At 73.4% G+C, this 19,285-nt stretch carries 16 protein-coding genes; 4 read left to right on the forward strand and 12 right to left on the reverse strand.

Translation table 11 applies throughout. The annotated features are described in order from the left end of the window. Window positions 1-2 precede the first annotated feature (2 nt). From AB2U05_RS26020 to AB2U05_RS26055, 8 genes are all read right to left on the reverse strand, one after another. Window positions 3-650 carry a Pr6Pr family membrane protein gene (locus tag AB2U05_RS26020; protein WP_045697334.1) on the reverse strand — a complete coding sequence of 216 codons (648 nt, stop codon included), beginning with the start codon at window positions 648-650 and terminating at the stop codon, window positions 3-5. Window positions 651-808: 158 nt separating this feature from the next. Further along, complete coding sequence (locus AB2U05_RS26025) at window positions 809-1,510, reverse strand: response regulator transcription factor (protein WP_045697332.1); 702 nt, start codon at window positions 1,508-1,510, stop codon at window positions 809-811. Beyond that, a complete protein-coding gene (locus AB2U05_RS26030) occupies window positions 1,507-2,766 on the reverse strand; it encodes a sensor histidine kinase (RefSeq protein ID WP_369184402.1) in 1,260 nt (419 codons plus the stop codon). The genes AB2U05_RS26025 and AB2U05_RS26030 overlap by 4 nt, the downstream gene beginning before the upstream one ends. Then, window positions 2,763-3,776, reverse strand: a complete 1,014-nt coding sequence (locus tag AB2U05_RS26035) for a hypothetical protein (protein ID WP_045708865.1) — start codon at window positions 3,774-3,776, stop codon at window positions 2,763-2,765. Before AB2U05_RS26035 ends, AB2U05_RS26030 begins: the two co-directional genes overlap by 4 nt. Window positions 3,777-3,864: 88 nt before the next feature. After that, window positions 3,865-4,404, reverse strand: coding sequence for a GNAT family N-acetyltransferase (locus tag AB2U05_RS26040; RefSeq protein WP_369184403.1), 540 nt, complete (start codon window positions 4,402-4,404; stop codon window positions 3,865-3,867). Window positions 4,405-4,481: 77 nt separating this feature from the next. Further along, on the reverse strand, window positions 4,482-5,534 hold the full coding sequence (locus tag AB2U05_RS26045) for a hypothetical protein (RefSeq protein ID WP_369184404.1): 1,053 nt from the start codon (window positions 5,532-5,534) through the stop codon (window positions 4,482-4,484). 5 nt (window positions 5,535-5,539) lie between these two features. Continuing rightward, complete coding sequence (locus AB2U05_RS26050) at window positions 5,540-7,672, reverse strand: hypothetical protein (RefSeq protein ID WP_369184405.1); 2,133 nt, start codon at window positions 7,670-7,672, stop codon at window positions 5,540-5,542. 16 nt (window positions 7,673-7,688) lie between these two features. Beyond that, on the reverse strand, window positions 7,689-8,171 hold the full coding sequence (locus AB2U05_RS26055; protein ID WP_369184406.1) for a hypothetical protein: 483 nt from the start codon (window positions 8,169-8,171) through the stop codon (window positions 7,689-7,691). Window positions 8,172-8,434: 263 nt separating this feature from the next. Between AB2U05_RS26055 and AB2U05_RS26060 the strand changes: the two genes are divergently transcribed. From AB2U05_RS26060 to AB2U05_RS26075, 4 genes are read left to right on the forward strand one after another with little or no spacing between them, the layout of a single operon-like run. Next, the gene (locus AB2U05_RS26060; protein WP_369184407.1) at window positions 8,435-9,625 is read left to right on the forward strand and encodes a CaiB/BaiF CoA transferase family protein; all 1,191 of its coding nucleotides are present in this window, start codon (window positions 8,435-8,437) and stop codon (window positions 9,623-9,625) included. Window positions 9,626-9,627: 2 nt separating this feature from the next. Further along, complete coding sequence (locus AB2U05_RS26065; RefSeq protein WP_369184408.1) at window positions 9,628-10,770, forward strand: acyl-CoA dehydrogenase family protein; 1,143 nt, start codon at window positions 9,628-9,630, stop codon at window positions 10,768-10,770. A gap of 45 nt (window positions 10,771-10,815) precedes the next feature. Further along, entirely contained in the window at window positions 10,816-12,030 is a 1,215-nt protein-coding gene (locus AB2U05_RS26070) for an acetyl-CoA C-acetyltransferase (RefSeq protein WP_045708860.1), read from the forward strand. A gap of 28 nt (window positions 12,031-12,058) precedes the next feature. Continuing rightward, complete coding sequence (locus AB2U05_RS26075) at window positions 12,059-14,263, forward strand: 3-hydroxyacyl-CoA dehydrogenase NAD-binding domain-containing protein (RefSeq protein WP_369184409.1); 2,205 nt, start codon at window positions 12,059-12,061, stop codon at window positions 14,261-14,263. 119 nt (window positions 14,264-14,382) lie between these two features. Here AB2U05_RS26075 and AB2U05_RS26080 read toward each other — a convergent pair whose 3' ends face one another. The 4 genes from AB2U05_RS26080 to AB2U05_RS26095 all read right to left on the reverse strand — a co-directional run bounded on the left by AB2U05_RS26080 (window position 14,383) and on the right by AB2U05_RS26095 (window position 19,057). Next, window positions 14,383-15,117, reverse strand: coding sequence for a MerR family transcriptional regulator (locus AB2U05_RS26080; RefSeq protein ID WP_369184410.1), 735 nt, complete (start codon window positions 15,115-15,117; stop codon window positions 14,383-14,385). A 311-nt stretch (window positions 15,118-15,428) separates the two neighbouring features. Next, window positions 15,429-16,532 (reverse strand): isopenicillin N synthase family dioxygenase, encoded by a 1,104-nt coding sequence (locus AB2U05_RS26085; protein WP_369184411.1) that lies wholly within the window; start codon window positions 16,530-16,532, stop codon window positions 15,429-15,431. Between the two features lie 414 nt (window positions 16,533-16,946). After that, window positions 16,947-17,594, reverse strand: coding sequence for a response regulator transcription factor (locus AB2U05_RS26090; RefSeq protein WP_045705293.1), 648 nt, complete (start codon window positions 17,592-17,594; stop codon window positions 16,947-16,949). Next, window positions 17,546-19,057, reverse strand: a complete 1,512-nt coding sequence (locus AB2U05_RS26095; protein WP_369184412.1) for a histidine kinase — start codon at window positions 19,055-19,057, stop codon at window positions 17,546-17,548. Before AB2U05_RS26095 ends, AB2U05_RS26090 begins: the two co-directional genes overlap by 49 nt. Between the last annotated feature and the right edge of the window lie 228 nt (window positions 19,058-19,285).

The following is a 19,285-nucleotide window of genomic DNA, read 5'->3' on the forward strand; positions in this document are numbered from 1 at the left end:
CCCTACGTCCGGGCGGGCCGCAGCCGGCCGGCGACCAGCGTGCCGAGCCGGTCCAGCCCGACCACGGCGGCGGCGAGCACGGTGAACTCGACGGTCAGCAGGGCGATCTGGCCCCACACGTAGCCGTAGCCCTTGGTGGTCGGGTCGAAGAAGAAGTACGGGTAGGGCGTCGGGTAGTCGTCGAACAGCGCGTTGCGGGTGAGCACGATCGCGGCGTAGCCGAGCGGGAAGGCCAGCCAGAGCGGGATGTCCTTCCAGGCGGCCGCGTTGCGCGGCTTCAGCACCAGCCAGTCGGCGATCACCAGCACCGGCGTGACGTAGTGCAGGAAGAAGGAGGACCAGTGCGCGAGCCGGTCCGGCCCGCTGACCAGCCCGGGCAGCGGGTTGGCGCCGTGCTGCAGCAGGATGTGCGAGACCAGCCCGGTGATCAGGATGTACAGCGTGGCCGCGCCGCGCAGCCGGGGCGCGGGCGCGTCCACGGTGTCGCGCTTGAGCATCCAGTACACCGCGCCGATGAAGTAGCCGAGCACGATCACGTTGCTCTGCACGGTGAAGTACACCAGCGGCGCGGTGCCGAGCGTCAGGCCGAGGCCCGCCGACAGCACGATGGCCGCGCGCCACCACAGCGCGGGGCGGGTCCGGACACTCATGCGGCCACCAGTTCGTTCCAGGCGATACGGGAGGTATCGGGCGGTTCACGGGGGAGCGTCGCACTCTACCCGCGGCTCCGGCCGGGCGGAACCTCGGGGTGGCCGACCCGGCGTCATCCCGCGTTCACCCCCTGGTCACTCGCGTCGCCCGGGGGTGTTCACCCCGGCAGGACGAAGCCCGACTCGTACGCCGCGATCACCGCCTGGGTGCGGTCGCGCGCGCCGAGCTTGGCCAGCACGCTGCCGACGTGCGTCTTGACCGTCTCCTGGCTGACCACCAGCTCCTTGGCGATCTCGCCGTTGTTGAGCCCGGAGGCCATCAGCCGCAGGACCTGCCCCTCCCGCTCGGTCAGCCGCCCGATCGGCCCCCGGTCCGCGGCCGCGGCCGCCGGCGCCTCCCGTCCGCCGTCCGCCGCGCCGTGCCGCAGCGCGAGCTCGCGCACCGCGGCCGGGAACAGCAGCGAGTCCCCGCGCGCGACCAGCCGCACCGCCTGGACCATCTCCTCGGCCCGCGCCCGCTTCAGCAGGAACCCGGCCGCGCCCGCGCGCAGCGCGTCGTACACGTGGTCGTCGTGCTCGAAGGTGGTGACCACCAGGATGCGCGGCGGCTCGGCCATCCCGCCGATCAGCTGCTCGGTGGCCCGGATGCCGTCGATCCCGGGCATCCGGACGTCCATCAGCACCACGTCGGGCCGCAGTTCGCGCACCAGGGGCACCACTTCGGCGCCGTCCGCGGCCTCGCCGACCACGGTGAGGTCGGGTTCGGCGTCGATCACCACGCGCAGGCCCATCCGGACCAGTCGCTCGTCGTCCGCGATCACCACGCGGATCCGGTCGACTGCCTGGCTCTGGTCGTTCATGCGGTTCCTCCCACCGGCAGCCAGACGGCCAGCCGCCACGTCGTACCGTCGTCGTCCGGCCCGGCGGCGCTGCCGCCGCGCAGGGCCGTCGCGCGTTCATCGATCCCGCGCAGCCCCCGCCCGCCGCCGGGGCGGCTGGGGCGGGTCGGGCCCAGCGGGTTGGTCAGTTCGATCTCCAGCCGGCTCCCGGTGACCGCGACCCGCAGCCCGGCCGGTGCCGGGCCGGCGTGCCGCAGCACGTTGGTGAGGCCCTCCTGCACGATCCGGTAGGCCTCGCGGGAGACCTCGGCGGGCAGGGCCCTGAGGCCGGGGGAGAGGTCGGCGTCCACCGTCACCCCGGTGCGGGCGAGTTGGCGCAGCAGGTCGTCCAGCCCGGCGAGGGTGGGCCCGGCCGGTTCGGCGGTCTCCGGGCTCTCCTCGCGCAACAGCCCGAGCACGGTGTCCAGTTCGGCGACGGCGGCCCGGGCGGTCTCCTCGATCGCGTGCAGCGCCTCGGCGGCGAAGTCCGGGTCGCTGCGCAGCACCCGGGCGGCGGCCGAGGCCTGGATGCCGACCGCGCTGAGCGCGTGCCCGACCGAGTCGTGCAGTTCGCGGGCCAGCCGGTTGCGCTGGGCGAGCACGGTGGCCCGGCGTTCGGCGGCGGCCAGCCGCTCCTCCGGGGTCGGCCCGAGCAGGACGGGAGCGCAGCGGGCCAGCAGGGCGCCGGACCCGGCGCTGATGAGGACGATCAGCAGGATGAGGCCGAGCCCGACCGCCGGGCCGGCGAGCAGCCGGCCGGTGGAGCTGCCCGCCCAGGGCGTGGTGTCGTCCGCCTCGGAGATGATCAGTGCGATCGCCCCGGTCCCGCCGCCCAGCGTCAGCCCGGCGACCACCCCGCCGAGGAACACGTGCAGCATGTACCAGAGCGCGGTGCGCCGGCGCGCGGCCCAGGACTGCGAAGGCCCGCCGGCCAGTTCCTCGGGCCGCTCGACCGCGCACAGCGCCCGGGCGGCCGCTCCTTCCAGGCCCCGGACGATCGGTACCAGCGCGGTGATCCCGGCCATCGGCAGCGAGGTGAACAGCGAGCCCAGCAGGACGACCACTTGGTGCAGCAGCCCGTCGCCCTGGCCGAACCCGCCGAGGAGCACCACGGAGAGCATCCAGTACGGCATCAGCAGGGCGCCGCCCAGCACCAGGTGCACCCAGCGCAGCAGTGCCTTGTGCCCGACCAGTGCCGCTGTCGCGCGCCGAAGCCGGCTGCTCTCCCCCGTGGTCACTCGGGTGACTCTACGTCAACGGCGGTCGCCGGCGCGGTCCTTCCGGAGGCCAGGGCTCCGCGTTCGGTCAGGGCCAGCGCGCCCGCGACGAGGACCAGCAGCCCGGTCACCACCTGGGCGCACTGCACCAGCGGCAGCAGTCCGGGCACCGCGTGGTGCAGGTCCTGGACCTTGGTCCCGGTCGTGCCGTACATGATCATCAGCCAGGCGCCCCAGCCGACCAGCGAGCCGGAGGCGGTCCAGGCCACCAGCGCCGGCCAGATCAGCCGCCGCTGCGGGCGGAACCGGAAGACCAGCATCAGCAGGGCCAGCGGTGCGGCGATCGCCATCATCGCGGTCACGGCGTCCAGCACGGCCGGGCCCCGGGTGCCGTTGTCGCGCAGGGACGGCGGCAGTCCGGCGTCGCCGCCCGCCGCCCAGTAGCAGCGGGCCGCCGCCACGCCCACGGCGAGCAGGGCGGCGGCGCAGGCCAGGCAGCGCTGCACCGGGATGCTCGGCGAGTCGGGCAGGTCGCCGATCCGCTCGCGCACCAGCGCGCCCCAGCGCCGCCGGGCGTACAGCAGGAAGGCGGTGATCAGCGCGAGCCCCTGGACGCTGAACCCCCCGTACACCAGCGGCGTGACCCAGCCGGCGAGCCCGGAGAAGCCCGGGTCCGGCTGGTGCGCGGCGATGTGCTGCGGGCCGAGCACCAGGTCGGCGATCAGGGAGACCGGCACCCCGATCAGGATGGTCCCGAGCAGTCCGGTCGCCGCCCACATCGGGAACGCCAGCAGCCCGGCCGGGACCCGCCGTCCCCAAGGCCGGACGAAGACGAGCGCCAGGGCGAAGGCGATCGCGTCCATCCCGAAGCTCAGCAGGTTCGGCACCCAGAGCTTGTCCAGTGCCTCGGCGTTGTCCGCCCCCACCGAGAACCCGACCAGCCAGAGCAGTTTGAGCATCAGGTACGGCAGGGTCGCGGCCACCGCCGTCCAGGCAGCGCCGGTCCGGACCGTGCGCTCGTTGATTCTCATACCGCCATCGTCCCGTCCGCACACCGCAGTTGTCTCGCCCCGGCGGCGCGATCGCCCTCCCCCCGGCGGGGGATCCGGCCGTCCCGGACTAGGCCTTGCGGTGGATCAGCCGTCCTTCCTGCGGGTCGGTCCGGCCGTCCGGATCGGGCACCAGGCCGAGCCGTTCGGCGAGTCGGCGGGAGGGCAGGTTGTCGGCGTGGATCAGGGCCGTCACCGGCACGTCCGGGAAGCGCGGCAGCGCCTCGGCCATCGCCGCCCGGGACGCCTCCGTCGCGTACCCCAGGCCCCAGGCGGACGGGCGGTAGCGGTAGTAGAGGTTGAACACCCGCTCGCCGTCCAGGGTGTGCAGGTACAGGCCGGTGAACCCGATGATCTCCGCCGGTTCCGCCCGGGTGGAGACGGCGCAGTACCCGACGCCGTCCCGCTCCCAGTCGGCGACGAAGCCGGCCAGCATCTCCCGGCTCTGCGCCCGGTCCCGGTGCGGGCCGTGCGGGTTGTACCGGTTGGTCTCCGGATCCCCGTGGATCGCGAACACGGCCTCCAGATCGTCCTCCTGGGGCCGGGTCAGCACCAGCCGCTCGGAGACGGTGACGACGGTGCGGCGGCTCTGCTGCTCGGTGGCGGTCATGGTGCTTCCCCCATGTCGTGCGTAATGGTCCCGGTGCACGGTAGACCATTACGCACGACCCGCGCACGTGGGTTTTCCTACAGGATCGGCTCGCAGCCGATCGCCTTGCCACCGGCGGTGAGGAACTGCTTCCAGGCCTCGTCGGTGCTGGGGAACAGGCCCTGGAGGATGTCGGTGTCCATCCGGAAGTAGGTGGGCTTGCCCTGACAGGTCGCCACCACCTCCCGCTCCCGGAGGGGGGAGCCCGCCCAACGGGACCGGCCGAACGCGGGAGTGGCGTCCTTCTCGGCCAGCGGACCCCGAACACGGGGCTCGGTTCCGATGCTGAACGACCAGGCGAAGGGGTTCTGGCCCGTGGCGATCCGACACACCCACACCGGGTCGAACGCGGTGGTCACACGCTCCCGGTAGCCCTTGCTTCCTGCGTCGGCCGCGGTGAACCCCGGCAGACCGCAGACCGAGCCGCTGTTCAGGTCGTGCTCCTGGCCCACCGCCGACAGCTCGTGCGGTGCGGGGAGCGGCGACTTCCCGCACCCCTTGTCCGCCGCGACGCCGTTCGCCGCCGAGACGGCGAGGCGCGCGAGCTTCCCGGCGCCGGGGCCGTCGCCGTCCGACTCGACCTCCACGCGCAGCCCGGTCCCGCACTCCCCGGGAAGCAGTGCCCACGCCCCCTTGCTGCGAGCCGCGCCGCTCGCGCCGCCGTTCGCCGAGGCGGCGAACAGCTGACTGTCCGAGCCGGCCGGGTAGGGGCCGAGGTCGTCGGCCTGAGCGACGCGGACGAAGACGGACCGGCTGTCGCCGAAGATGCCGTACGTCACCTTCGCCGTGCAGAGCGCTCCGCCACTGGGCGACTGCCAGGCGCCGTTCTCGCTGCTGCTGACCTGGCCCGGACCGAGCGCGTCGGTCAGCGCGGCCGCGCTGACCGCGCCGTCGCACACGCTGTCCGGCCCGAAGGCGTTGGTCAGGTTGTCGACGAGGAACGCCCCCACCCCGGCCACGAGGGCTGCCGCAGCCACCACCCCCACCGCCGCCCGCACCCGCAACGGCCGGCTGGTGAACCCGCGCCGGTCCGGTGCGGCGTCGATGCGCCCGGCCGCGCTGTCGGTCGGGTCGTGCTGTGGCTTCGTCATGCCGGTCACCCGTTTCCGAGGGCTGCGTGGTACGCGCTGGCGATCGACGTCTGGTAGTGGTCGGTCGTCCTGGAGGCGAGCTGCTTGACGACACTGCCGTCCGCCGTGATCTCGGCATCGGGGATGCCCAGTTGCTTGGCCCGCTCCTGGAGCATGACGGCCACCTGCGGCTCACCCATGCTGTAGAGCTTGCTGATGTTGACCTGAGCCTGGGTGTCGAGCGCGGAGTTGGCCTTGTTCGCCCAGTCCGAGGTGGCGACGTCGACGATGCGCTGGGCGACGTCCCCCAGCGGGATCCAGTCCGCCCCGGGCACCTTGAGCATGTTCGCGGCGGTGCCCCAGTAGTGGTAGTCCATCTTGGCTTTCCAGTTGTTCCTGAACTGCTGGTCCGCCTTGTGGTCCATGATCGTGTCCGCCTGGACCGCGTCGAGTGCCCCGAGCGCCTTGCTGGCCTCCAGGGCGAAGCCCTCGAGCTTCGGGTCGGGGCGTCCGTACTGCGCCCGGAAGGCCTCCGGCCCGAACTCGGCCGTCCGCCGGGCCACCTCCTGGCTCTCGGCCATGTGGATCAGGGCGTAGGCCTCGGGGTCCTCCGCGGTGCCGCGGATCACCCGGAGCAGCTGCTCGCGGGTGGCGTTCAGTCCGCCCGGGTGGGAGGGACCGGGCAGGTCCTTGCCGAGGAGGTCATGGGTGTCCGCGGCGTACTCGGCGATCATGTTGGCCAGCGGGCGGCGGAGGGGGGCGGCCAGGCTGTTCTCGTTGCCCGCGGTGTCGCCGCCGAGCGTCGAGAGCGCGCTGTCCATGATCCGGTTCATCGTGGCGTCGTGCGGTCGTACGGGCGGCTGCGAGCCGTTGGGGTCGCGGCCGGTCGCGCCGGCTTCCAGCACCTGGCTGAACAGTCCGTGGGAGCTGTCGCGCAGTTCGTCCGGGGACCACTTGCCCTCCAGGTCCGCGTTGGGCCAAGCACGGTCCTTGAGCAGGTAGCCGAGGTTGCCGTTGCGGCTCGGGTCGAGGAACTCCGCGGCCGCCGCCGGGTCGCTCCTCATCTGCTTCATCAGGGGGCCCAACGGATCCCCCGCCCCGGCGTTGAGGGACCAGTTCGGACCCCACAGGTCCTCGCCCTTGGTCTTGCTGGTGCGCTCGAAGTCGACCAGGTCGTCGCCGACCTTCACCAGGAACGCCTTGTCGAACTTCCCGCCCGCACCCATCAGTGACGTCAGCGCCGGGTAATTGTCGTTCCAGCCCGCCGCCGAGCCTCCGGGGCGGCGGGCGGCCTTCAGGAGGCCGTCCTCCCAGTCCTTGCCCATGCCGCCGTCGCGGGTGGCCGTGGCGAAGACCGTCGACAGGTTGCCGTAGACGTCCTGGTAGCCCTTGGCGTTGTGGTTGCCGTGGGCGAGGTCGCCGTAGACCTTGGAGTACTCCAGCAGGGCGTCCGGACCGGTCTTGCCACCGAAGTTCAGGCCGTTGAGGAGGGTGGTCGCGAAGTCCTTGTTGCCCGCGTTGGCGGCCATGAGGTCCTGCAGCTGCTTCAGCTCGGGATCGCTGAGGCTGCCGCCCTTGGACATCAGGTCCTTGGCCTGGTTGGCGGCCGCGACGGCGCCGCCGCCGTGCGGGTTGGGGTTGAAGGACGTGGTGCTGGTGCCGATGTCGGCCTGGAGGGCCGTCGTGGCCTTCTGGTCGGCAGCCGTGGCCTTCTCGACGGCCTTCTTGATGCTGTCCGCGATCGTCTGGGCCTTGGCCCGGATCGTGGGTTCGGCGTCGGGGTCGTTCCTCGACTCCTTCGGCACGGTCCATTTGACGGTGCCGTCCGCGGCGACGGTGATGTCGCCGGTGGCGTCGAGCAGCGCCTTGTCCAGATCGCGGCGGGCCGCGGCGAAGTCCTCGGCGGCGGCCTTCATGATCGAGGCCAGCGACGTGGCGACGGTCGAGGCCTGCTTGAAGTCGCTGTCGATGCCCTGCAGGGCCTTGGTCGCCTCGTCGGCGGCCTTGCCCTTCCAGCCGGCCCGCTGTGCGGTGCTGGTGAGGTCCTTGGTGACCCGGCCGTCCAGCGAGGTGAGGGCCTTGGCCACGCCGGACCACGCCTCGGCGGCGTCGTTGATGGCGGCGAAGTCGGCCTCGTGCAGGTCCTTGAAGGACACCATCCGTCTGTTCCCCCTGTTACTGGCGCGCGCGGAGATCGGCGGCGGTGCGGGTTTCGTTGTTCTGGTAGTTCTGCTGGGTCGTGTCGAGGCTGCCGGCGGCGGCGTCGAGCCGGTCGTGCAGCGCCTGGCACTGCTGCATCCACCGCTCGGTGCTGCCGGTGAGCGCGCCGCCGAAGGAGAAGCCGCGGATCTTGGTGGACGCGGTGCTCGCGTACTCGGTGAGGCTGTGCGCGCCGGGGCCGGCCTTGCCGTTGGCGCTGTTGAGGTCGGTGCCGATCTGCCGGGCTATCCCGGCCGAGGCGGCGAGCTCGTGCGGGGTGTCGAGCTGGGTGGTGGCGCCGGCGGAGGGCCCGGACGGGCTTCCGGCGCTCGCCAGGACGAGCCGGGCGGGCGGCTCCGCCGCGGCGGCGGCCGCCACCGGTCCCGACGCCGGTCCCGCCACCGGTCCCGACGCCGGGGCCGGGGCGACCGGTCCCGTGGTGAACTGGGCATTAACCATGCGTGTGCAGTCCTCCTCATTCATGAAGAGGGGTCGATCCCCCCGTGGCACGACGACCGTACAGGCCGCCTCTGTCGGTGTACTGACGCCCCCTCCACGTGACCGGTTGCGCCATGATCGGCGGTCTTCGTCAAGGGTTCGTCAAGGGAGGCGTGGCGCCCCGAACGGGCGCGGCGCGAGGGCTTGTTACCGGCCGGTCGCTTCCCTATCATCACGAGTGTTACAGCTTTACTGTCAAACCCATCGGAAGGGTTCAGCAGCCAGTGCGTGACACGAGCAGTGCACCGGAGCCGGGCGGGCGGCCGGGAACGGCGGCCCCGGGCCCGCTGGCCGGTGTGCGGGTGGTGGAGCTCGCCGGGATCGGGCCGGGCCCGTTCGCGGCGATGCTGCTGGGCGACCTCGGCGCCGACGTGGTGCGGGTCGACCGGCCGGCACCGCCGGCGGTCGGGCCGGACCCGGCGTACGACCTCACCAACCGCAACAAGCGCTCGGTGCTGGTCGACCTCAAGGCGTCGGACGGCCCGGGGCTGGTGCTCGACCTGGTCGAGCGCGCCGACCTGCTGATCGAGGGCTACCGGCCCGGCGTCGCCGAGCGGCTGGGCGTCGGCCCGCAGGCCTGCCTGGCCCGCAACCCGGCCCTGGTGTACGGGCGGATGACCGGCTGGGGCCAGAGCGGCCCGCGGGCCGCCACTGCCGGGCACGACCTCGGGTACACGGCGGTCGCCGGGGTGCTCGGGCTGGTCGCCGGCGCCGGCGGCGCCGACGAGCCGCCCGGCATCCCCGCCAACCTGCTCGGCGACTACGCCGGCGGCTCGCTCTACCTGGTCGTCGGGCTGCTCGCCGCCCTGCACCACTCCCGCGCCACCGGCGCCGGCCAGGTGGTCGACGCCGCGATCGTCGACGGCGCCGCCCACCTCGGCAGCATCCTGTGGGGCCTGCTCGCGGCCGGCCACTGGCAGGACCGCCGGGGCGCCAACCTGCTGGACGGCGGCGCGCCGTTCTACGCGATCTACCGGACGGCGGACGGCGGGCACCTGGCCGTGGGCGCGCTGGAGCCGCGCTTCTACGCCGAGTTCGCCCGCCTGCTGGACCTCGGCCCGGACGCGCCCGGCCAGTACGAGCTCGCCCGCTGGCCCGAGCTGCGCGCCCTGATCGCCGCCCGCTTCGCCACCCGGACCAGGGTCGAGTGGGAGGCCGTCTTCGCGGGCTCCGACGCCTGCGTGGAGCCGGTGCTGACGATGCGTCAGGCCGCGGCGGACGGGCACCTGTCGGCACGCGGCACCTACGTCGAGGCGGGCGGCATCACCCAGCCCGCCCCCGCCCCGCGCTTCTCCGCCACCCCAGGCACCCTGCGCCGCCCGCCGGCCCGGCCCGGCGCGGACACCGCCGAGGTGGCCCGGGACTGGGGCGTCCCGGGCCTTCACCCCAACTCCGCTCCGGAACAAGGAGAGTAGCGTTGCAGCGGGACATCATGACCGAGCAGCACGAGGACTTCCGGGCCACCGTCCGGGCCTTCCTGGCCAAGGAGGTGCTGCCGCACTACGACCGCTGGGAGCGGGAGGGCGCCGTCGACCGCGAGGTCTGGCTCGCGGCCGGCCGCCAGGGCCTGCTGGGCCTCGCCGTCCCCGAGGAGTACGGCGGCGGCGGGACCTCCGACTTCCGCTACGCCGCCGTGCTGGCCGAGGAGTTCGCCCGGGCCGGCGCCCCCGGGCTGGCGATCGGCCTGCACAACGACATCATCGGCCCCTACCTCATCTCGCTCTCCACCGAGGAGCAGAAGCGCCGCTGGCTGCCCGGCTTCTGCTCCGGCGAGCTGATCGCCGCGATCGCGATGACCGAGCCCGGCACCGGCTCCGACCTGCAGGGCATCCGCACCCAGGCGGTCGACCAGGGCGACCACTTCCTGCTCAACGGCGCCAAGACCTTCATCTCCAACGGCATCCTCGCCGACCTCGTCGTCGTGGCCGCCCGCACCACCCCCGAGGGCGGCTCGCACGGGCTCAGCCTGCTGGTCGTGGAGCGCGGCATGCCCGGCTTCGAGCGCGGCCGCAACCTCGACAAGATCGGCCAGAAGGCCCAGGACACCGCCGAGTTGTTCTTCCAGGACGTCCGGGTGCCGAAGGAGAACCTGCTCGGCGAGCTGAACGGCGGCTTCATCCACCTGATGCAGAACCTCGCCCAGGAACGGCTCGCCATCGCGGTCGCCGCGATCGCCGGCGCCGAGCACCTGGTCGAGATCACCACCGACTACGTCAAGCAGCGCCAGGCCTTCGGCCGCCCGCTGGCCAAGCTCCAGCACGTCCGCTTCGAGATCGCCGAACTGGCCACCGAGTGCGCCGTCACCCGGGCCTTCGTCGACCGCTGCATCACCGAGCACAACCGCTACGCGCTCACCCCGGCCGACGCCTCGATGGCGAAGTGGTGGGCCACCGAACTGCAGAAGCGCACCGCCGACCGCTGCCTCCAACTGCACGGCGGCTACGGCTACATGAGCGAGTTCCCGGTCGCCCGGGCGTTCGTCGACGGACGCATCCAGACGATCTACGGCGGCACCACCGAGATCATGAAGGAGATCGTCGGCCGCTCCATCCTCGGCTGAACGCCCCCTTCGCCCAGCCCCCGCCCCCCGAAAGGCACTTCCATCGTGACCACCGAAGCGTACGTCTACGACGCGATCCGCACCCCGCGCGGCCGGGGCAAGGCCAACGGCTCGCTCCACGGCACCAAGCCGATCGACCTGGTCGTCGGACTGATCCACGAACTGCGCCACCGCTACCCCGAGTTGGACCCGGCCGCGATCGACGACATCGTGCTCGGCGTGGTCAGCCCGATCGGCGACCAGGGCTCCGACATCGCCCGGATCGCCGCCATCGCGGCCGGCCTGCCCGACACCGTCGCCGGCGTCCAGGAGAACCGCTTCTGCGCCTCCGGCCTGGAAGCCGTCAACCTGGCCGCCGCCAAGGTCCGTTCGGGCTGGGAGGACCTGATCCTGGCCGGCGGCGTGGAGTCCATGTCCCGGGTCAAGATGGCCTCGGACGGCGGCGCCTGGTTCGCCGACCCGATGACGGCGTACGAGACCAACTTCGCGCCGCAGGGCATCGGCGCCGACCTCATCGCCACCATCGAGGGCTTCTCCCGCACCGACGTGGACGCCTTCGCCGCCGAGTCCCAGGCCCGCGCCGCCAAGGCCCAGGCGGACGGCCTGTTCGACCGCTCGGTCGTCCCGGTCCGCGACCGCAACGGCCTGGTCGTGCTGGAGCGCGACGAGTTCATCCGCCCCGGCACCACCGTCGAGACCCTGGCCGGCCTCAAGCCCTCCTTCGCCGCGATCGGCGAGGCCGGCGGCTTCGACGCCGTCGCCCTGCAGAAGTACCACTGGGTGGAGGCCATCGACCACGTCCACCACGCCGGCAACTCCTCCGGCATCGTGGACGGCGCCGCCCTGGTCGCCATCGGCAACCGCGAGGTCGGCGAGCGGTACGGGCTGCGCCCGCGCGCCCGGATCGTCTCCGCCGCCGTCTCCGGCTCCGAGCCGACCATCATGCTCACCGGCCCCGCCCCGGCCACCCGCAAGGCGCTCGCCAAGGCCGGCCTCACCGCCGCCGACATCGACCTGGTCGAGATCAACGAGGCCTTCGCGGCGGTCGCGCTCCGCTTCATCCGCGAGATGGGCTTCCGCCACGACCAGGTGAACGTCAACGGCGGCGCGATCGCCCTCGGCCACCCGCTCGGCGCCACCGGCGCGATGCTGGTCGGCACCGTCGTCGACGAGCTGGAGCGGCGCGACCTGCGGTACGGCCTGATCACCCTCTGCGTGGGCGGCGGCATGGGCATCGCCACCGTCGTCGAGCGCGTCTGACCTCCCCTCCCAGACCTGGAGTTACCTGATGAGCGACACCACCACCATCCGCTGGGAGCAGGACCAGGACGGCGTGGTCACCCTCGTCCTCGACGACCCCACCCAGTCCGTCAACACCATGAACGAGGCGTTCACCGCCGACTTCGAGGCCGTCGTCGGCCGGCTGGCCGCGCTCGCCGCCGCCGACGAGCTGCGCGGCGTGGTGATCACCTCCGCCAAGAAGACCTTCTTCGCCGGGGGAGACCTGCGGATGCTCTCCGCCGCCGGCCCCGGGGACGCCGCGGCCGTCTTCGAGAAGTCCATGCGGATCAAGCGCGCGCTGCGCACCCTGGAGACCCTCGGCAAGCCCGTCGTCGCCGCGCTCAACGGCAGCGCGCTCGGCGGCGGCCTGGAGCTGGCCCTCGCCTGCCACCACCGGATCGCCGTGGACACCCCCGCCAGCCGGATCGGCTTCCCCGAGGTCACCCTCGGCCTGCTGCCGGGCGGCGGCGGAGTGGTCCGCACCGTGCGGCTGTTCGGCATCACCGACGCCCTGCTGAAGTTCCTGCTGCAGGGGCAGCAGTACCGCCCGGCGCAGGCGCTGGAGCACGGGCTGGTGCACGAACTCGTGGACACCGCCGAGGAGTCGACCGCCCGGGCGAAGGCCTGGATCGAGGCCAACCCGACCGCCGTCCAGCCGTACGACGTCAAGGGCCACCGGATCCCCGGCGGCACCCCGGCCACCCCCGCCTTCGCCGCCAACCTGCCGGCCTTCCCGGCCAACCTGCGCAAGCAGCTGAACGGCGCGCCCTACCCGGCCCCGCGCAACATCCTGGCCGCGGCGGTCGAGGGCTCCCAGGTCGACGTCGACACCGCGATGGTGATCGAGGCCCGCTACTTCACCGAGCTGGCCTGCGGGCAGACCAGCAAGAACATGATCCAGGCGCTGTTCTTCGACATGCAGGCCGTCAACTCCGGCGCCGGGCGCCCCAAGGACGTCGAGAAGCGGCTCGTCCGCAAGGTCGCCGTGCTCGGCGCCGGGATGATGGGCGCCGGCATCGCCTACGCCTGCGCCAAGGCCGGCATCGACGTCGTCCTCAAGGACGTCACCGTCGAGGCCGCCGAGCGCGGAAAGGCCTACAGCGCGGGGCTGCTGGACAAGGCCGTCGCCCGGGGCCGCTCCACCGAGGCCAAGCGCGACGCCCTGCTCGCCCGGATCACCCCCACCGCCGAGGCCGCCGACCTGGCCGACTGCGACGCGGTGATCGAGGCCGTCTTCGAGAACACCGAGCTCAAGCACAAGGTGTTCCAGGAGATCGAGGGCGTCGTCGCCCCCGACGCGCTGCTCTGCTCCAACACCTCCACCCTGCCGATCGGCCTGCTCGCCGAAGGCGTCCGGCGCACGGCCGACTTCATCGGGCTGCACTTCTTCTCGCCGGTCGACAAGATGCGCCTGGTCGAGATCATCCGCGGCCCGCAGACCGGTGACGAGGCGCTCGCCCGCGCCTTCGACCTGGTCCGGCAGATCGACCGGACCCCGATCGTGGTCAACGACTCGCGCGGCTTCTTCACCTCCCGGGTCATCGGCCAGTTCATCAACGAGGGCGTCGCCATGGTCGGCGAGGGCGTCCACCCGGCCTCCGTCGAGCAGGCCGCCGGCCAGGCCGGCTACCCCGCCAAGGTGCTCTCGCTGATGGACGAGCTCACCCTCACCCTGCCGCGCAAGATCCGGGACGAGCACCGGCGCTCGGTCGAGGCCGCCGGCGGCACCTGGACGCCGCACCCGGCGGACGCCGTCGTCGACCGGATGGTCGACGAGTTCGGCCGGCCCGGGCGCAGCGGCGGCGCGGGCTTCTACGAGTACGGCGAGGACGGCCGGCGCGGCCGGCTCTGGCCGGGGCTGGTCGAGCACTTCTCCGGTCCGGACGCGGGCGCGGACACGGGCGCGGCCAGGGCCGAGGTGCCCTTCGAGGACCTGAAGGAGCGGATGCTCTTCAGCGAGGCGCTGGACTCGGTGCGCTGCCTGGAGGAGGGCGTGCTGACCTCGGTCGCCGACGCCAACGTCGGCTCGATCCTCGGGATCGGCTTCCCGGCCTGGACCGGCGGCGTGTTCCAGTACATCAACGGGTACGAGGGCGGCCCGGCCGGCTTCGCGGCCCGGGCCCGCGAGCTCGCGGCCACGTACGGCGAGCGGTTCGCGCCGCCGGCGCTGCTGGAGCGGATCGCGGCGGAGGGGCGGACGTTCACCGACTGATCCGGCGGGTTCGGCGGGTTCGGCGGGCTCGGCGGGTTTCCGCGGTGGCGGGTGGGGTCGTGTTCGGCACGGCCCCACCCGGTTCGTCAGCGGGGCTCGCCCCTCAGTTCCTCAGTTCCTCAGTTCCTCAGTTCCTCGCCGAGTTCCTCCCGGAGCGAGCGCTGGAACGCGGTGACCAGCGCCTGCGCCACCATCGGCTGGATGTGGTCGGTCAGCGCCTTCATCCGGGCCAGTTCCTCCGGCGCGGGCTCGCTCTCCCGGTACGGCTTCCACACCGTCTCCCGGAACAGCCGCTGCAACTCCCGTGCCGTCGCCCGGCTGTGCTCCACCACCACCGCGCGGGCGGCCAGCAGGGTCTCCAGCGGGATCGGCACGTCCAGCACGCGCACGCCCAGCGGCAGCAGCCCGGGGTCCACCCGGAACAGCTCCGGGTCGTCCGTCCGCTCCAGCGCCCCCATCGCCGCCAGCCGTTCGACCTGTTCCTCCGACAGCCCGCGCCCGGCCCGCCGTTCCAACTGGGCGCGGCTCACCTCCTCGGCCGTCCCGGGCGTCCAGGACGCCACCAGGGCCCGGTGGATCGCCAGGTCCAGCGGCGAACTGTCCTCCGGCAGCCGGGCCAGGTACCGCTCGATCGCGGCCAGCGTCAGGCCCTGGCGCTGCAACTCCTCGATCAGCTCCAGCCGGTCCAGGTGCGCCGCCCCGTACAGGCCCACCCGGCGCGGCCCCAGCTCGGGCGGCGGCAGCAGCCCCTTCGTTCCGTAGAACCGCACCGTCCGCACCGTCATCCCGGCCCGAGCCGCCAACTCGTCCACCGTCAGCCGCACCTCGCCCGCCCCGGCGCCGTGCTCCCCCATCTGCTGCCTCCCGCGCTGGCCCATTCCGCTGTGGCACATTCCCGCTGTGACAGCAGCAGTGTGACAGTGCCCGCCCTCGCGGTCCACCGGGATCGGGCGCCGCCGCGACGGGCGGGGGCGGCGCTCCGGACGGCCGACGCCCCTGTCCTGCGGCCGGAGTCGGCGGGCGGGACAGGGGCGCGGGACGGGGACGCGGGGCGGGGACGCGTCCGTCCGGGTGGGCCCGGGGGTAGCCCCTCCGCTCGTTCAGGCCGAACTCGGCTCGGCCGCGGGCGGGGTCAGGGCGTGGTCAGTGCGGGGTCAGTGCGGGGTCAGCGGGCGGCGGGCCCGATGAGGTCGGCGTGGTGGCGGCGGGTGACCTCGGGGTGGGCGCGGGTGTAGCCCTTCCACTCGTTCAGGCCGAAGTCGGCGAAGAGCGGGTTCTCCGGGTCGGCGGTGGCGCCGGGGGCGTGGTGGGCGAGCGGGAAGTCCAGCGGTTCGATGTGGGCGTCGAGCCGGGGGTTGTAGAAGAACGGGACGGAGAAGCGCTCGCGGGCGCCGGGCGGGCTCACCACGCGGTGGCTGGTGGCCTTGAGGTAGCCGTCCGTGGCGACCTCCAGCAGCTCGCCGAGGTTGACGACGAAGGCGCCCTCCATCGGCGGGACCTCCAGGAAGCTGCCGTCCGGCCGCTCCACCTGGAGCCCGCCGACGGTGTCCTGCAGCAGCAGCGTGATGAAGCCGTAGTCCTTGTGGGCGCCGACGCCCTGCCCGGCGCCGTCCGGGGCGGTGCCGGGGTAGCGGACCAGCTTCAGTCGCAGGTGGGGGTGGCCCGCGAAGGCCGCGTCGTAGAAGTCGGGGCGGGCGCCGATCGAGGCGAGCAGCTCGTGGAGGAGGCGGCCGGCGACCTCGCCCAGGCGGTCGATCCAGCCGAGCGCGGCGGTGCGCAGCTCGGGCAGCGTCGAGGGCCACTGGTTGGGGCCCTCCAGCCACCAGTACGGCGGCTCGCCGTCGCCGGGGACGTGCGCGGGCAGCTCGGCCCCGATGTCCAGCTGGTCGCGCCAGTCCTGGCTGCCGCCGGTGCGTTCGTCGCCGGTGCGGGTGTAGCCGCGGTAGTGCGGGGAGTTGAGGTTGCTCACGGACAGCCGCTCGGCCTCGGGCAGGTCGAAGAAGGCCCGCATTGCGCCGGTGAGCGCGGCCGTCTCGGCCGGGGTGACGCCGTGGCCGACGAGCTGGAAGAACCCGACCCCGGTGGCCGCGGTGCGGAGCTCGTCGTGGAGGCGGAGCCGGTCCTCCGGGCTGCCGTCGGCGAGCGAGAGGTCGATCACCGGAAGGGCCTCGGGGTGCTCCCCGGCCGTGGGCGTGGCGCTGGCGGCGGGCGCGGGCGCGGAGGCCGGGTCGGTGCCGGTCGAGGGTATGGGCGTGTGCTGCTGCGTCATTGGTGACATCCGCTGGGTCTCGTCCCGGCTGGTCCCGGTGGTCGACCGGGGGCGGCCGGGGCGGCGCCTGGTGCGGCGGGTGCCCCGGGAGCCGGGTGGTGGTGGCGGCCGGGTGGGGGCCGCCGTTGAGGGTGTGGCGCGAGGTTCAGCTGGAGCGTCGACAGGACATGCTCGTCACGCGGAGCAGGTCCACGTGGCGGCGACGAACAAGGATGAGCACCCCACCAGCCTAAATGACCCATTTCTCGACCGGCGAGCCCCCTGCAGCGGAGGGCCGCCCACCAGTTTTGTCGGGAGTTCGTCAAGAGTTTGGTTTCGGGGCGGCTCCTCTCGGGTGCGGTGCTCCGGGTCGTGTGGTTCAGGTTGGGGCGGGGGCGCGGGCGGGGGCGTGGTGGGGCGGGGTCGTGGGCGGGGTCAGGAGTTGTTGAGGTAGGCCAGGACGGCCAGGACCCGGCGGTTGTCGTCGTCGGAGGGTTGGAGGTCGAGCCGGACGAAGATCGAGGCCGTGTGCTTGGCCACCGCCCGCTCGGTGATCACCAGTTGCTGGGCGATCGCCGCGTTGGACCGGCCCTCCGCCATCAACCCCAGGACCTGCCGTTCGCGCGGGGAGAGGGTGGAGACCGGCCCGGCGGAGGACGTGTGGGTGAGCAGCCGGGTGATCACCTCCGGGTCCATCGCGGTGCCGCCCTGGGCGACGCGCTGGATCGCGTCGATGAAGGTGGCGCCGTCCAGCACCCGGTCCTTCAACAGGTAGCCGATCCCGCCGGTGCTGCCGGCCAGCAGCTCGCGGGCGTACAGCTGCTCCACGAACTGCGACAGCACCAGGACGGGCAGGCCCGGGTGGGCCTGCCGGGCCGCCAGCGCCGCCCGCAGGCCCTCGTCGGTGAAGGTCGGCGGCAGCCGGACGTCGACCACGGCGATGTCCGGCAGGTCGGCGGCCACCGCGGCGAGCAGTTGGTCGCCGGTCTCGACCGCCGCGGTGACCTTCATCCCGTTGGCCTCCAACAGCCGGGTCAGCCCGTCCCGGAGGAGGAAGAGGTCTTCGGCGATGACAACGCGCACGGGATCTCCAGGTTCACGATGGTCGGGCCACCGGGCGGACTGCTGATCGCGAGCACCCCGTCGAAGGCGGCCAGTCGGCGTTCGGTTCCGCTGAGGCCGGTGCCCCGGGACGGGTCGGCGCCGCCGCGCCCGTCGTCGGTGATCGATATCCCCAGCAGCCCGTCACTGTGCCCTATCTCGATCCACACGCGCGAGGCGCCCGCGTGCTTCACCACGTTGGCCAGCAGCTCGCTCACCGCGAAGTAGGCGGCCGACTCCACCGGGGCCGGCGCCCGGCCGGGCAGGCCGCCCGTGAAGGTGACCGGCAGGGGGAGGTCCAGTGCGGTGGCCTCCACCGCGTCGGCCAGGCCCCGGTCGGCCAGTACCGGGGGATGGATGCCCCGCACCAGGTCCCGCAGTTCGCCCAGGGCCTTCACGGAGGACAGCCTGGCCTCGGTCAGCAGCGGCCCGAGGGCCTCCGGATCCCCCTTCAGCTGCTCGGCCACGGTCAGCAGCATGCCGAGGGCCACCAGCCGGGCCTGCGCCCCGTCGTGCAGGTCCCGTTCGATCCGGCGCAGCTCGGCCGCCCCGGCGTCGATGGTGTCCGCCCTGGTCCGGGTCAGGTGGCTGACCTGGCGGGCGAGTTCGGCCTGCCGGGACGGCCCGAGCAGCGCCCGCGCGGACCGCTCGTGCAGTCGCAGTACCGGCGGGGCGGCCCAGAGCGCGGCGAGCGGGGCGACGCAGACCCCCATCCCGTAGAGGATGCCGAGCGGGACGAGGGGCCCGTTCCGCCCGAGGACCTCCAGGGCGACCGGGGTGAGGACCACCACGGCGGCGGTGGCCAGCGCGGCCCAGCCGGTGAGCAGCACCCAGGCCAGGTCCCGCCAGGTCGCCGGGTCGGTCAGCCAGCCGCCGGTCCGCAGCCGCTGCCACGGGCCGCAGGCGCCGGGCGCGCGGTGGTACGGCAGCGGGATCGGCTGCCCGCTCCACCGCCCCACGACGCGCCTGCCCTCGGCCGCCGCCCAGCGCGTGCCGAGCAGCCCGAACACCACCATCGCCGGCGCCAGCCAGAACGACACGGACCGCCCGCCGGGCGCGGCGCCGCCGTACAGGTGGGTGGCCGTCACCGCGAGCGCGCCCGGGGCGAACAGGGCGGCCCCGACCGCCCGGCCGCCGCCCCCGGTGGCCCAGCACAGCGCCCAGAGTGCGACCGGCCCGGTCGGGACCAGCAGGATCAGCGGCCCGCCCGGCCCGAACGGCCGTGACTCCTCCGGCCCGAACAGCGCGGACACCAGCAGGACCGGCCCGGCCAGCAGCGCGACCAGCCCCGTCACCGCCAGCGTCACCGCGTACCAGGCCCGCAGGCCGTCCAGGCAGGCGCGCCCCACCCGCCGGGCGGCCTTGCCCACGACCCCCGAACCCGTCACGACCTCGCTCACGACGCCCGCACCCGCGATGCTCGCGCCCACGATTCCAGCCACCATGCCCGCACCCATGTCGCACCCCCTCTCAACCCGGAGCCCAGCCCCGGATCCCGATCCTCCGGTCCCGCCGGTGGCCAAGTCTGCACGGCTGGGAAGGCCCGGCGCTCTAGGCCTGAACACCCAGTTCGAGGTGTATCTGGATACACCTGCGAGAGGCCGCGTAGGCGGCTGTCGACACCCCGTCGAGACTACGTAGCGTCATGTTCCGTCAGCCGGACCGGACATGCC

It is taken from the genome of Streptomyces sp. Y1, from assembly GCF_041053115.1.
GTDB classification, from domain to species: domain Bacteria; phylum Actinomycetota; class Actinomycetes; order Streptomycetales; family Streptomycetaceae; genus Kitasatospora; species Kitasatospora rubellomurina.